The organism is Bacillus sp. ABA4_010, from assembly GCF_056159105.1.
The window spans coordinates 2,163,099-2,176,285 of record NZ_JBSWUN010000003.1 but is presented as its reverse complement, the minus strand read 5'-3'; the positions used below and the strand labels follow the sequence as shown (position 1 = coordinate 2,176,285).

Sequence of the window (13,187 nt, the reverse complement as noted above, 5' to 3'; positions counted from 1 at the left end):
TGAAAAGGATGCATGAAAAGCTGTCTCCGTTACAAATTGCCATATTAATGTATATGATTCAGTCCGGTGTTACCCTTTTCGGCTTACCTCGATTGTTGGCTGAAACATTTGGTCTGAACGGGTGGGCAGGTCTTATTGGCATTTTTGTATTAGTTAATCTCAACCTTCTGCTTATTGCTCTAGTGTATAAATATGGACAGGGGAGGTCTGTATTTGAAATTTTGGAAGCAGTCCTTCCTTTTTGGCTTTTGTTTCCTTTTTATGTACTGGCGGCGAGTATTTTTACTGTGTTTGCTGTGATGGTGACGAAAAAATATATTCTCCTCTTAAAAATGTTGTTTTATCAAGATACACCCATCTCAATTTTTATAGGAATGGCGTTTATTCTCTGCTTTATGCTCCTAGTCGGGGGCATTTATCATATCGGAAAAGCGACCGTTGTTCTTTTTTTCTTTACGATTTGGACGGTGTTTCTTCTTAGTTTTCACCTTCCTGAATTTAGTTTTTTACGGATGACTCCCTTTTTCTTTAAAGGAGAGACGGATTTACTTGAAGGAGGCATGAATGTTTATACAGCCTTTTTAGGTTTTGAATTAAGCTTATTCTTGTTTCCTTACGTTCAAAAGCAGTGGACAAAATCACTGTTTATCGGCAATGGCATTACTTTTTTTGTGTATCTTTCCGTCAGTGTTATTAGTTTCGGATTTTTCAGCTTTGAGCAACTGCTAAACGATATGTATCCGGTTATTACCCTTTTGGCCTATATTCGCTTTCCGTTCATTGAACGAGTTGAAAATTTGATTTTTACACTGTTTGCACTAAAAATACTTATTACAATTGTGATGTATCTTTGGGCGGGACAGCAGCTTTGGGAGCGGTCTTTTCAAAAGCTGAATCCGCGCTTTCTCATTGTTTTGATGCTGTCTAGTGGTTATGGAATTTCGTTCATTCCAGATGTTCTTCGGGAGGTAGACGAGTGGCTCAAATGGCTTACTTATATAATTTCCGTTATCGCTTTACTTCTTCCGCTCGTCCTTTTTCCAATTATGGGTGTGGAAAAGCGAATGAAAAAAGAAGGTATGTAATGTGAAATTTCCAACAATTGTTTGTGTAGTGTTGATGTTAAGTCTGCTGGCTGGGTGCGGACAGCAAATCATTGATGAGCTCGGTTTAGTAGATGTAATTGCCTATGATGTTTCAGATGATGAGGATAAACCGCTCCTCGTTACGATTAACTATCCGACTATTACTCAAGAAGGGAAGTTTGACCATCAGACGCTTTCTACTATGGCAAGGTCAAGTAAAGAGTCGCGAGATAAATTTCAAGAAGAAACGAATCTTCAGCTTGTCAGCGGACAAATTAGTGTCGCTTTATTTGGAGAAGAACTCGCTAAAAAAGGTTTGAATGATATTTTTGATACCTTTATGCGTGACCCAAGCATCGGAGCGAGAGTTATGCTCGCTGTCGGTGAAGGAGAAGCAAAAGAACTGTTAATGCATAAACAGGACGAAGTAGTGAGTGCAACTTACATTCGGACCTTTTTAGAAAATATGGTTCAAGAAAAAGAAAGTGCGACATATAATATTTTTCAATTTATTCGAGATATGGTGGATGAAGGAACAGATCCAGTCATGCCGTATTTTTCCGTAGAAGATAAAAAAATAAAACTTACCGGCTATGCATTGTTTGATGATGACCACTATGTCCGAAAGCTGTCAAATGATGAGTCAGGTATATTATTTTTGTTGAGGGAAGATGTAAAGGAAGGAACTTTTACCATTGATATTAACGGGTCAGAAACGAAAGAAAGCAAAGTACTGATGTTTAATTACCACCAGAAAGGATATAAAATGGACGTCAAAATGTCTAACAATGAGCCGGTAAAGGTTAATATTAAGATTGATATCGAAGGAAGTGTACTTGAATATACAGGTGAAGAAGAGTTAGACGAAGAAAAAAATCAGCGGAAGTTAGAGAAGGATATTAACGCGGACTTAGATGAACGGTCAGCAGAAATTATTGCTATTCTCCAAGAAGAAGGGGTCGATTCACTCAGTATCGGAAGTCACGTGAGGAGCAAGATGACGTATGAGCAATGGAAAAATATGGACTGGCCAGATGTTTATAAGAATATGGAGATTACAGTTGAGACAAATATGAAATTTATGGATATCGGCCAGGCGAAATGATGAAGAGTGAGAAACAGGCGATTGCAGTGATTACCATAACATGGTAGCATAATCAAAAAAGAAAGTGAGGAATGTTCCATGGATTATGCTTTACTTGGATCTTTTTTGCTTGTGGCGATTGTACTCACGCTTGCGCCTGGGCCAGATATTTTATTTGTGATGGCTCAAAGTATGTCCAATGGGAAAAAAGCAGGGATTGCTACGGCACTTGGACTATGCTCAGGAATTACCGTTCATACGATGGCAGCAGCTCTAGGTATTTCTGCTCTTTTGTATCAGTCTAATACAGCGTTTCAACTTATTAAATATGCAGGGGCTGTTTATTTACTTTATATGGCATGGCAGGCTTTAAAAGAAGGAAATACCCCTTTAACACGTAGTAAAGTAGAGCAAAAAAGCTTGTTTTCTCTTTATCAAAAAGGAATTTTAATGAATGTTTTAAATCCGAAAGTATCATTGTTTTTCTTAGCTCTCCTTCCTCAATTTGTATCGACAAAAGCCGGTAACCCTGTTCTGCAAATGATTATACTTGGGATTGTATTTATGGTACAGGCAGTGGTCATTTTTATCATTATCGCTATGTTTTCTGGAAGTATTGGTCAGAAGCTTATGCGCTACCCTAAAATGAACGGGTATATAAACAAAGGAAAAGCTGGTTTATTTGCCTTAATTGGCATTCGTATTGCCTTGGCAGAAAAATAAGAAAGCGACAGTCTTTATCGATTGTATTCTTAAAGTGGAAAACGCACAGAAAAGGTTTTTCCTGTATCGACCAGGGAAAGCCTTTTTGTTCTTTTTTCCAAGAAAGTATTTTGAGCGTAGGGAAACAATAAAGGAGGTTGTAGAAAGGGAATCTCAAAGGAGTATGACGATGAACAGTACAAAGATGAAAAAAAGGATCGGCATTATGGCAGTGATTTCTTTATCTTCTATACCGCTTGTCATGACGCTTGGCAATTCGATGCTCATACCAGTCCTACCAGTCATGGAAAAGCAATTAGGCATTTCTTCTTTTCAATCCAGTTTAGTGATTACGATTTACTCTCTTTTTGCCATTGTTTGCATCCCCATCGCTGGGTATTTATCAGATCGAATTGGGAGGAGAAAAGTAATTCTTCCAAGTTTATTTCTGGCTGGGGTGGGTGGAGGAATGTGCGGATTTGCGGCGGGGATGGACGAAGCAGCTTATATGTTGATTATTATTGGGCGCGCTCTGCAAGGGATCGGTGCAGCGGGTGCTGCGCCAATTGTGTTGCCGTTTGTCGGGGATTTATTTGGAGATGATGAAAAAAAGATAAGCAGCAGCCTCGGGAAAATTGAAACGGCCAATACGTTTGGGAAGGTAGTAAGCCCAATCCTAGGGGCTTCTTTAGCGAGTCTATTTTGGTATTTACCTTTCTATGCAATTCCTTTGTTATCAGCGGTCGCCATTTTTTTAATTGCAATGTTTGTCAAAGTTCCACAAGCCAAACAGCAACCGTTGCCAATGAAGGAATTTCTTCACTCATTACGGGGAATCTTTAAAAAGGATGGACGATGGTTATACGCCATTTTTATTATTGGAGGCATTGTTATGTTCGTCTTATTTGGCGTACTCTTTTATTTATCCAATACTTTAGAAAAAATATATGACATTAAAGGCGTAAGAAAAGGATTGCTGTTAGCGATTCCGCTCGTCAGCCTTTGTTTGGCTTCATATATAACGGGAAATCGAATTGAGCAAAATAAAGTACTAATGAAGCGAGTGGTTGTAATCAGTTTGGTTATCATAAGTGCTTCTTTATGTATAGCAACGTTCGTTGAACATATTTGGGTGATGCTTGTTGTTATGTTTGTAAGTGGAATAGGAATTGGAGCTTGTTTGCCAGCGTTAGACGCGCTCATTACAGAAGGGATTGAACAGGAGGAACGCGGAACGATTACGTCCCTTTACAGTTCCATGCGCTTTATTGGTGTAGCCGCAGGTCCTCCTTTGTTCTCAATGTTGATGGATACGTCTATTGACGGGATGTTTTTCACTGCAGCATTGTGCTGCTTACCCGCTCTTTTACTTTCGGTGTTTGCCATTAATCCAAACAAAAAACGAAAGCTTCACCACGTATGATGAAAGGGGATTATGATGAGAAAGATGCAAGTTGGCAAGCAAAAGCTCATTTATGAAACGCATGGCCGGGGTACACCGATTTTATTTTTGCATCCTCCTGGAATGGGGAGAGTCGCCTTTCGCGAACAAAAACAGTTATGTGATGAATTCCAAATTATTACGATGGATTTGAGCGGTCATGGTGATAGTGATACACGTACTGAAAAGGTGACGATCCCGATGTACGTGGAGGAAGTGAAACAATTATTAAACGAATTAGCCATTGAAGAAGCGGTCATATGTGGCTATTCTGCAGGAGGAGTTATCGCTCAGCAGTTTGCATTTACGTATCCAAAGAGAACAAAGGCCCTCATATTGTCGGGCGGTTTTCCGCTGGTGAACACAGTCGTTTTAAAAATGGAACACTTATCAGGTGTGAAGCTGCTTCCACAACGTTCGTATTTTCTCGCGAACCTCATTTCCTCCAGTCATACGAAAGAACCGCTCTTTCGAGAGCAATTAAAAGAGCATATGAATAAAGCAAATCCGCTTGTTTGGAAGCAATTTTATAAAATGTCGCTGCAATATGACGGACGTGCTCATCTTTCATCGCTGCGTTGTCCGTTTCTGCTCATTTACGGCAGCAGGTCTGATTATATTAATAAATACATCTCAGTTTATCAAAAATATGTCCCGCACGTGCAAGTTCATATTGTCCCACATGCGACTCATCAAATTCCGACGAGGAAGTGGCAGGAATTCAATACGGTTCTGCGGCTATTTGTTTCTGCTTTAGAAGAAGGGGAGTAAATGATTAATGGTTCATCATCCTTTCTGGCATGCAGTCATACATTAGAGAGAATGCCGAAAAAGGGAGGAATTATCGATGAGTTATTATCATGAAGAGGATGAACGGGCACCGAAAATGATTAGCGTGGTGGATCCATATGTGTATGAAACGCTCAAAACAGTAATTGGAAAGCGTCTTGTTATTGAAACAGTAAGAGGAAATGTGACAGGGAATTTAAAAGATGTGAAACCAGATCATGTAGTTATTACGCAAAAAGATTCTACCTTTTTTGTTCGCATACAGCAAATGGTTTGGATTATGCCAGATTGATTGTTGGTCTAAAACAAGCCGTCTCGTTCATACATCATAAGGAATATAAGATTGTATTGAGGAGGCGCTTTTGTTTCAAGGAAGATTTTGAGCTGATTTTAAAAAGATTAAAACAATCGGCGGGCACTTAAAAAAGGGATTCATTAAGAAAGACGGTGGGCAATCTTAATTATATAAACTGTAAAAACCCCGCTTGCGCAGCAAGGCGGGGTTTCATAGAAGGAGATTGAAAAGTCAGGAGAGGACAAAATGGTCATCGACCTTCCATTGCCATAGTTGGTCATCGGTTACTGGTAAACGTGTAACGGGTCATCGGGTTATTGGTTATACCGTTTTCCATCACAAGGTACTTGAGTACACGAAAGGTTCTCCTTCTATGCCTTGAATCGGAGTCTCACCGGTTCAAGGATTAAAAATATTTTTCACTGTCGAAATCTAACTCGACGGAGTAATTTTTCGCATTAATTAAATTGGACAACCTGTTGGCCTGCCGTTCACATTCCAATCCTTTCAGCCGATACGCTTCCGGATCGAATAAAGCGACTTTAACAATAGCTGACATTTCTCCGAACGGATAAGGGTGCTCTTCCTTTGTAGCTGCACCGTATTCTTTGTGCTTTCGAGCTTTTGCCCGAAGTTGAGTCGCTAGTTCAATGGCTTCCACAATTGTTAAGGATTCGTCGTTAAACACAATCGTATTTTCGACATTGGCTTTATACATCAATTTATCAAGTAACCGGAAATCTTTACGCACGTCATCTAGGTCCTGTTCAACGTGAAGCAGCGAACGAACTTGCGCTGGAAGCGGGGTGCCTTTTTCTATTTCTACGAAGGCTGTGCGATCCATTTCTTCTTCAAGCTCTTGAATTCTTTTTGATAGCACACTTTTTAATTTAACAGCCTCTGCAAGCGAAATTTTTTGCATCATCCAAGCTCCTTTAATCGTTAGGAATATTTTTCTATAATAACAAGCAATGCAAATTCCTTCAATTCTTTTCTAAGGAATAAACAGAACAATTTCAATATATTGGCTGTCATGTGAATGGTTCCTCTTTGGAAAAATAAGAAAAAAGAGGGGAATTCATATGAAAAAGAAATGGACATACATACAAAGGGTAGTTGTTGGATTCATTTTGTTTGGAATGACGTCTGTCGCTTCTGCCCATCAGTTGGAAGATGAAGATTCACCCATTAGTTTTCAAATAGAAATGCTTTCGTGGGAGAAGGTGGATGAGATTATCCCAAACAAAGCAAAATTTACAGTGATTGATGTGGAAACAGGCAAAGTCTTTCATGTTCAGCGCAGAGCCGGTCGCAAGCATGCAGACGTGCAGCCGCTGACAGAAAAAGATACGAAAGTGATGAAAGAGATTTATAACGGGAAATGGAGCTGGAAAAGGCGGGCTGCTCTTGTGCTCGTAAATGATCAACTGATTGCTGGTTCAATGCACGGGATGCCACACGGAGCTGGTGCCCTTCAAAATGGATTTCCAGGTCATTTTTGTATCCACTTTTCTGGCAGTACAACCCACCGTTCTAAAAATCCGGATTTTTCTCATGAACTGATGATTTTAAAAGCTTCCGGGAAACTTGCAGCGTATTTACATGATGCGCAACTGGATGAGATTATTGAAGTATTTGCTGAAAGTATTAATCAAGGAGATACCACTTTGCTTCAAATGACGACGTCGGAACAAGGTCGGACAAAGCTGAGTAATAAAATAGACAAATTTGAGCATATTTCATTAGGCGATATCCCCGTTCAGCATCAAAGCAAGTATGGAAGTATAGCAGAAATTCCAGTAAAGGTAGAGGTGTATGGAAAGAACATGGGGAAAAAACGGAAAACAATCCGTTTTATCCTGCGAAAAGATGGAATGATCGACCGCTGGATCATTGACAGCCAGTCTTTATATGAGGAATTAAAGTAAGGTTGTCATTCGCTGCTTGTTGCTTTGTTATCCATTTTTAATAAGGAAACTTGAATGATAAATAAGACGATAATAAACAATAAGCAGTTCATATTCTCACCTCCTTTAATACCAGAAAGCTTTCGGAAAATATTCGAGATGAAACATAGAAAGTCCTGCAATGTGGAGTTTTTTCTTGTACTTTGAAAAATAGCATGAAAAAAATCATATAGAATGTTCTGGAAGTAGAGGTTTTAAATAGAATAGAAACTCTCTTTTTGTTCTTTTCAAAAACACATTTGTTCGCTCAGAGAGCACAATTCACTCTCGATTTCAAGTCTAATTTTTTAGAAAAATTCGATACTTCCCCTTTAAAACCGCTGAAATTGTGCTATTATAAGAGAATCAATGGAACGATTTTCAAAAAGAAGGTGTGTCGATCATGAAAGTAGCAAAATTCGGAGGCAGTTCAGTAGCTAGTGCTGCCCAGTTTGAAAAAGTGGCTAAAATTATTATGGCTGATAAGGAGCGGAAAGTCATCGTCGTGTCAGCTCCAGGAAAACGGTTTAAAGAAGACATTAAAATGACAGATATGTTGATTGCACTTGCCGATCAAATTAAAGCGGGGGGAGACACGGAAGTACCGTTGCGCCAAATTGTTAGTCGCTATGCTTCCATTGCAGAAGAGCTTGGCGTTGATTCTGCTATCCTAGAAAGAATTGAGCAGGATTTAAAAGCGTTGATTGCTTCTTTACATAATGAGGAACCAACACGTTTGCTCGATGGGATTAAAGCGAGTGGAGAAGATAATAATGCGAAACTAATGGCTGCTTACTTAAATCAGATCGGGGTGGAAGCGCACTATGTAAATCCGAAAGAAGCAGGCATATTTGTGACAGATCAGCCGGGCAATGCCCGCGTTCTTCCAGAGTCTTATAAAAAAATTGAGGAGCTTCGTGAGCGTTCAGGTGTGCTCGTTGTGCCAGGATTTTTCGGCTATTCGCTTGAAGGAAAAATTGTCACATTTTCACGTGGCGGTTCCGATATTACAGGCTCTATTCTAGCGGCAGGTGTCAAAGCAGAACTTTATGAAAACTTCACGGATGTCGATTCAATTTACAGTGTAAACCCAATGATTGTGTCGAACCCGAATGAAATTAAAGAATTGACGTATCGAGAAATGCGCGAGCTTTCTTATGCAGGCTTTTCGGTTTTCCATGATGAAGCACTTGAACCAGTTTATAAGCTAGGCATTCCTGTTTGTGTGAAAAACACGAATAATCCGCAAGCGAAGGGAACATATATCGTAGCCAAGCGAAATTATCATGACTCCCCAGTAGTCGGGATTGCGAGTGATGATGGTTTCTGTAACATCCATGTTGACAAATATTTAATGAACCGAGAAGTAGGGTTTGGGCGTAAATTGCTTCATATTCTGGAAGACGAAGGGATTTCCTATGAGCATACTCCTTCTGGAATTGATAATATTTCCGTTATTATACGTGAACATCAATTTAGTGAAGAAGTAGAGCAGCGTGTATTCCGCCGAATTCAATCAGAACTTGAAGTTGATAACGTGTATGTCGAACGCGGATTGGCCCTTATTATGGTAGTAGGAGAAGGGATGAATCAGTCTGTCGGAATTGCAGCTAAAGCAACGGAAGCTTTTGCACGTGCCAATGTAAACTTGGAAATGATTAACCAAGGCTCTTCAGAAGTTAGTATGATGTTTGGAGTGAAGGCAGAAGGTGTGGAGAAAGCTGTGAATGCTCTCTATAACGTCTATTTCAATGAAATGATGACCATTTCTTACTCGAAAATTTAATGCTACATTTAAAAAAGGTGATTATCAGATTTGTTCAAATCTGGCAGTCACCTTTTTTTGCAAAATAGTGCCCTTTTCTTGCATAAGAAGCAGGAAAAAGGTTGCGTGAAAACGAAAAGCGTATATATTAAACGAAAAAGGTGTGATGACGGTGGAAAAAATACTTGTACCAGTTGACGGTTCGCAGCATTCCCATAAGGCGGTTCATTTTGCTTTATCAATGACCGAAGGAAAAGAGGCTGAAATGATTCTATTAAATGTTCAGCCAACCTATAATACACCGAATGTACGGCGTTTTGTCAGTCAACAACAAATTCAAGAATTTCAAGAAGAGATGGGCAAAGAGGTGTTTGAAGCAGCTCTTGCTGAAATTAATACCTCTTCTATTTCAATACGCACAAAAATTCGAACAGGATCACCGGGGGCAGAAATTATTGCTGAAGCAAAAGACACCGGGGCTACTAGTATCGTCATGGGGTTTAGGGGACTCGGTGCTATTAAGCGAACGGTGTTAGGGAGTGTCAGCTACAATGTTCTGCATGATGCCCCATGTCCTGTTACAATTGTTCCGTAAAAAGCGTGATGGCTAAGTGAAGTGTACTTCAGCATTCATTGACAGGGGATAAGAGGTACATTTATGATGGATGAGGAAATCATTTAAATAGTAGAGGGGATTAAAAATGAGTGAATCACAAATGTTTACAAATAGCTGGCTTCGTCACCGATTAGTAGGAAATGAGATTGTGGATATGCTATCAGATGAGCATTTATCATTTCGACCATGGGATAAGGCGATGACATTAAAAGAGCTTGTGCTACATATGATGTTTTCTGCTGATACGTTCGCTGAAACTGCCAAGGTAGGTGCGTTCCCAACTCCAAAAACTCCACCAAGTGTTGAAACAGCGGAGGAGCTTCAAAAGCTTGTACACGAAATAACGGCTAAGACGAAAGAAACGCTTGAAAACTTGTCTGACGAGCAGTTAGCTCAAATGCTTGATTTAACGAAGATGTTTGGAGCGCAAATACCTGCTAAGTCGTTCCTACATATGATGCGCGATCATGAAATTCACCATAAAGGGCAGTTGTTTGTATATGCTCGCATGATTGGATTAGATAACTTGCCGTTGTTTGTGAAGAAAGATATGTAACATGAAAATCAGCCCGTTTTCGAAGCGGAGCTGATTTTTTTTGTAAACTAGGAAGAACGAACTAATGTTTATAAAAGAAATTTTTCGCAAAAAAAGTTAACTATAATTTCATTATGTAAACAAAAGGATTAAGCAGAAGAAGGAAGTTTTTAAACACTTCCTTCGTTCATTATTTTGCTTGTGAAACAACAGCAGGAAGAAGCTTTCCGGGGTTTAAAATGTTATTGGGGTCGAGCATGTGCTTCATTCCAAGCATGAGTTCGAGTGCTTCTCCATGTTCTTGTTGTTGATATTTCATTTTGCCAATTCCGACACCGTGCTCTCCTGTACATGTACCGCCAAGCTTAAAGGCATAGTGAACTATTTCTTCATTCAGTTGATCAATTTGCTCAACATGTTCTTCATTTTCTGGATCGTACATCACAAGCGTGTGAAAATTACCGTCTCCGATATGCCCTAATACCGCTCCATCCAAACCGTAATTATCAATGCGCGTTCTCGTATAACCGACGATGTCTGGAAGGGTGGAGATAGGGACACATACGTCTGTTCCCATTGCTCGTAATTTCGGGTTGCTATGGCGAAACGCCAACGAAAGGTCGTGGCGGGCTTTCCATAGGAGGGCCCGTTTATTGGAATCTGATTCAAAGACAAATTCTGAACAGCCGTGTTCGGTTACGAGTTCTTTTACAAATTGAGTGTCTTCTTCATTGCCGGATTCATTTCCATGAAACTCTAAAAAGAGTGAAGGAAGAACAGGATAATCGGTTCCGCTATATTCATTTACTTGGGCGATGGAACGGGCATCTACTAGTTCCATCCGGGCAATTGGAATGCCAGCTGTTAAAATAGAAACGGCTGCTTCCACACAGTTTGTGACATGAGGAAAACAAGCTCGTGCTGCCATAATGGATTCTGGAATTCCGTGGAGTTTTAAAGTAATTTCGGTAAAAACTCCAAGCGTCCCTTCTGAGCCGACAAACAATCCATTTAAATGATAGCCTGATGAGGATTTTTTAGCGAGACTTCCTGTATGAATAATTCGACCGTCTGCTAGAACAACTTCTAAGTTAAGCACTTGGTCACGCATCACACCGTAACGGACAGTAGCCGTTCCACTTGCATTGGTAGCGGCCATCCCTCCAATCGTAGCATCTGCTCCGGGATCAACGGGGAAAAACAGGCCATATTTTTTCAATTCTTGGTTAAGCTGCATTCTTGTCACACCAGGTTGAACTTTTACAATTAAATCAGCAGGCCTTACGTCTACGATGGCATTCATGTATTGAAAATCAATCGAAATACCTTTATGTATCGGAATGGAATGTCCTTCTAAACTCGAGCCTACCCCAAAGGGAACAACAGGAATACGGTGTTTATTCGCATAGGTGACAATGGCTTGTACATCTTCACGGCAAGTCGGAAAAACTACAACATCCGGCATGACTGGTTCATGATGAGACTCATCCTTGCTATGCTGAAGCAAAATAGTTTCATTGATTGATACGTGTTCTTGTCCGAGTAAAGAAATTAAGTCATCTACTAAATTCATAGTAACCACCTTTCTAAAAATATTAAATTTTTAGAATTTTTTATTTACATAAATATTACCATACCATATAATCAACTGTATACAAAATAATGCATACACAAAATAAAGGAGGTCAGATTGTGAAAGTGTTATATGCCCATCAGAAAGTAGAATGGACATGGCAGAAAGAATAGTTTTGAAAGCGTTTTCTTGTTTTGGTAGCAAGTTGAAAAGAAAAAGAGAGAAAAAAGAAAGAGCAGGGGGAATACGTAATGAAAAAATGGCTGTTAGTTCTTGTGGCCTGTATGTTATTGCTGGCAACAGCTTGTGGAAAGAGAGAAGCGGCTTCAAATGGAGACAATCAAGGAGATGGAGACAAATATACCATGAGGATTGCTTATTTACCGCCTGAACAGCAATCAACTCATATCGCAGCAGAAACATTTAAAGAAACGGTCGAGAAAAATTCGAACGGGCGCATTGAAGTACAACTGTACCCGAACGCAACGTTGTTTGCATCAGACCGAGAAGCAATTGAAGCGGTGCAATTAGGAAATGTTGAAGCAACGATTCCGGCAGCACCAGCGGTTGTCGGTTTTAATAAAAAATTTATGGTATTTGATTTGCCGTTCTTATTTGATACGAGAGAGAATGCTTTTAAAGCAATGGACGGTGAACTTGGACAAGGCTTGCTGAAAGATTTGGAAAGCAACGGCTTTAAAGGATTGACATTTGCTGAAAACGGTTATCGCCATGTATCAAATAATAATGGGCCGATTACAGCTCCAGAAGATATGAAAGGGTTAAAGATGCGTACGTTGGAAAATCCACTTCATACTGAAACGTTCAACGCTTTTGGTGCGAATGCCTCACCGTTTGCTTTTGGTGAGCTCTACACAGCATTGCAACAAAACACATTTGATGCGATGGATTGCCCAATTTCTATCTATGAAACAAATAAATTTTATGAAGTACAAAAATATTTGACGTTAACAGGTCATGTTTACTCCGCTACGATTTTATTAGCGAATCTTGATTTCTATAACTCTCTTCCAGAAGATTTGCAGAAAGTATTGGATGAGGCCTCTGTTGAATTCCGTGATAACCAACGTGAATTATCTGCTCAGCAAGATGCAGAATTCTTAGAAGGACTAAAAGAAAAAGGCATGGAAATCAATGAACTAACACCAGAACAAAAAGCGACATTCCGTGAAGCTGCTCAACCAATCTATGATAAGTTTGTACCGGAAATCGGTGAGGAATTAGTAGAACAAGCGAAAAAAGCGAACGAATAAATGAAATCAATCTAGCCAATTCACCATGACGAAAGAGCGGTCATGTTGAATTGGCTAGACCTAAGCCGATGATACCAACCCT

General features: G+C 39.8%; 13 protein-coding genes. 11 read left to right on the top strand and 2 right to left on the bottom strand.

Annotation, left to right across the window (positions count from 1 at the left end):
* Nucleotides 1-8: 8 nt before the first annotated feature.
* The 6 genes from ACXAEO_RS12160 (at nt 9) to ACXAEO_RS12135 (ending at nt 5,393) form a co-directional block, all read left to right on the top strand.
* Complete coding sequence (locus tag ACXAEO_RS12160) at nt 9-1,085, top strand: GerAB/ArcD/ProY family transporter (protein WP_474881258.1); 1,077 nt, start codon at nt 9-11, stop codon at nt 1,083-1,085.
* A gap of 1 nt (nt 1,086) precedes the next feature.
* Nucleotides 1,087-2,190 (top strand): Ger(x)C family spore germination protein, encoded by a 1,104-nt coding sequence (locus ACXAEO_RS12155; RefSeq protein WP_474881255.1) that lies wholly within the window; start codon nt 1,087-1,089, stop codon nt 2,188-2,190.
* Between the two features lie 78 nt (nt 2,191-2,268).
* On the top strand, nt 2,269-2,892 hold the full coding sequence (locus tag ACXAEO_RS12150; RefSeq protein WP_474881253.1) for a LysE family translocator: 624 nt from the start codon (nt 2,269-2,271) through the stop codon (nt 2,890-2,892).
* A 169-nt stretch (nt 2,893-3,061) separates the two neighbouring features.
* Nucleotides 3,062-4,294: an MFS transporter gene (locus tag ACXAEO_RS12145; protein ID WP_474881251.1), complete on the top strand. Its 1,233-nt coding sequence runs from the start codon at nt 3,062-3,064 to the stop codon at nt 4,292-4,294.
* Between the two features lie 15 nt (nt 4,295-4,309).
* Nucleotides 4,310-5,083, top strand: a complete 774-nt coding sequence (locus ACXAEO_RS12140; protein ID WP_474881249.1) for an alpha/beta fold hydrolase — start codon at nt 4,310-4,312, stop codon at nt 5,081-5,083.
* Nucleotides 5,084-5,159: 76 nt separating this feature from the next.
* Nucleotides 5,160-5,393 carry a YuzF family protein gene (locus ACXAEO_RS12135; RefSeq protein WP_474881246.1) on the top strand — a complete coding sequence of 78 codons (234 nt, stop codon included), beginning with the start codon at nt 5,160-5,162 and terminating at the stop codon, nt 5,391-5,393.
* A 409-nt stretch (nt 5,394-5,802) separates the two neighbouring features.
* Here the strand turns inward: ACXAEO_RS12135 and ACXAEO_RS12130 are convergent, their stop codons facing one another.
* Nucleotides 5,803-6,318: a hypothetical protein gene (locus ACXAEO_RS12130; RefSeq protein ID WP_474884122.1), complete on the bottom strand. Its 516-nt coding sequence runs from the start codon at nt 6,316-6,318 to the stop codon at nt 5,803-5,805.
* A 160-nt stretch (nt 6,319-6,478) separates the two neighbouring features.
* On the opposite strand from ACXAEO_RS12130, the gene ACXAEO_RS12125 reads away from it, so the two are divergent.
* The 4 genes from ACXAEO_RS12125 (at nt 6,479) to ACXAEO_RS12110 (ending at nt 10,279) form a co-directional block, all read left to right on the top strand.
* The gene (locus ACXAEO_RS12125) at nt 6,479-7,324 is read left to right on the top strand and encodes a hypothetical protein (RefSeq protein ID WP_474881242.1); all 846 of its coding nucleotides are present in this window, start codon (nt 6,479-6,481) and stop codon (nt 7,322-7,324) included.
* A gap of 421 nt (nt 7,325-7,745) precedes the next feature.
* Nucleotides 7,746-9,128 carry an aspartate kinase gene (locus ACXAEO_RS12120; protein ID WP_474881240.1) on the top strand — a complete coding sequence of 461 codons (1,383 nt, stop codon included), beginning with the start codon at nt 7,746-7,748 and terminating at the stop codon, nt 9,126-9,128.
* 151 nt (nt 9,129-9,279) lie between these two features.
* The gene (locus ACXAEO_RS12115) at nt 9,280-9,702 is read left to right on the top strand and encodes a universal stress protein (protein WP_474881236.1); all 423 of its coding nucleotides are present in this window, start codon (nt 9,280-9,282) and stop codon (nt 9,700-9,702) included.
* 106 nt (nt 9,703-9,808) lie between these two features.
* A complete protein-coding gene (locus ACXAEO_RS12110; RefSeq protein ID WP_474881234.1) occupies nt 9,809-10,279 on the top strand; it encodes a DinB family protein in 471 nt (156 codons plus the stop codon).
* 169 nt (nt 10,280-10,448) lie between these two features.
* On the opposite strand, the gene ACXAEO_RS12105 is transcribed toward ACXAEO_RS12110, so the two are convergent.
* Entirely contained in the window at nt 10,449-11,831 is a 1,383-nt protein-coding gene (locus ACXAEO_RS12105) for an FAD-binding oxidoreductase (RefSeq protein WP_474881232.1), read from the bottom strand.
* A 251-nt stretch (nt 11,832-12,082) separates the two neighbouring features.
* Here ACXAEO_RS12105 and ACXAEO_RS12100 point away from each other — a divergent pair, with 251 nt between their 5' ends.
* Nucleotides 12,083-13,105, top strand: a complete 1,023-nt coding sequence (locus tag ACXAEO_RS12100; RefSeq protein WP_474881230.1) for a TRAP transporter substrate-binding protein — start codon at nt 12,083-12,085, stop codon at nt 13,103-13,105.
* Nucleotides 13,106-13,187 lie beyond the last annotated feature (82 nt).

Bases quoted from the DNA above. Each gene is read 5' to 3' on its own strand.
- ACXAEO_RS12145 (WP_474881251.1), top strand. From the start codon at position 3,062: ATGAACAGTACAAAGATGAAAAAAAGGATCGGCATTATGGCAGTGATT.
- ACXAEO_RS12105 (WP_474881232.1), bottom strand. From the start codon at position 11,831: ATGAATTTAGTAGATGACTTAATTTCTTTACTCGGACAAGAACACGTA.
- ACXAEO_RS12130 (WP_474884122.1), bottom strand. From the start codon at position 6,318: ATGCAAAAAATTTCGCTTGCAGAGGCTGTTAAATTAAAAAGTGTGCTA.
- ACXAEO_RS12100 (WP_474881230.1), top strand. From the start codon at position 12,083: ATGAAAAAATGGCTGTTAGTTCTTGTGGCCTGTATGTTATTGCTGGCA.
- ACXAEO_RS12135 (WP_474881246.1), top strand. From the start codon at position 5,160: ATGAGTTATTATCATGAAGAGGATGAACGGGCACCGAAAATGATTAGC.
- ACXAEO_RS12140 (WP_474881249.1), top strand. From the start codon at position 4,310: ATGAGAAAGATGCAAGTTGGCAAGCAAAAGCTCATTTATGAAACGCAT.
- ACXAEO_RS12110 (WP_474881234.1), top strand. From the start codon at position 9,809: ATGAGTGAATCACAAATGTTTACAAATAGCTGGCTTCGTCACCGATTA.
- ACXAEO_RS12160 (WP_474881258.1), top strand. From the start codon at position 9: ATGCATGAAAAGCTGTCTCCGTTACAAATTGCCATATTAATGTATATG.
- ACXAEO_RS12120 (WP_474881240.1), top strand. From the start codon at position 7,746: ATGAAAGTAGCAAAATTCGGAGGCAGTTCAGTAGCTAGTGCTGCCCAG.
- ACXAEO_RS12150 (WP_474881253.1), top strand. From the start codon at position 2,269: ATGGATTATGCTTTACTTGGATCTTTTTTGCTTGTGGCGATTGTACTC.
- ACXAEO_RS12125 (WP_474881242.1), top strand. From the start codon at position 6,479: ATGAAAAAGAAATGGACATACATACAAAGGGTAGTTGTTGGATTCATT.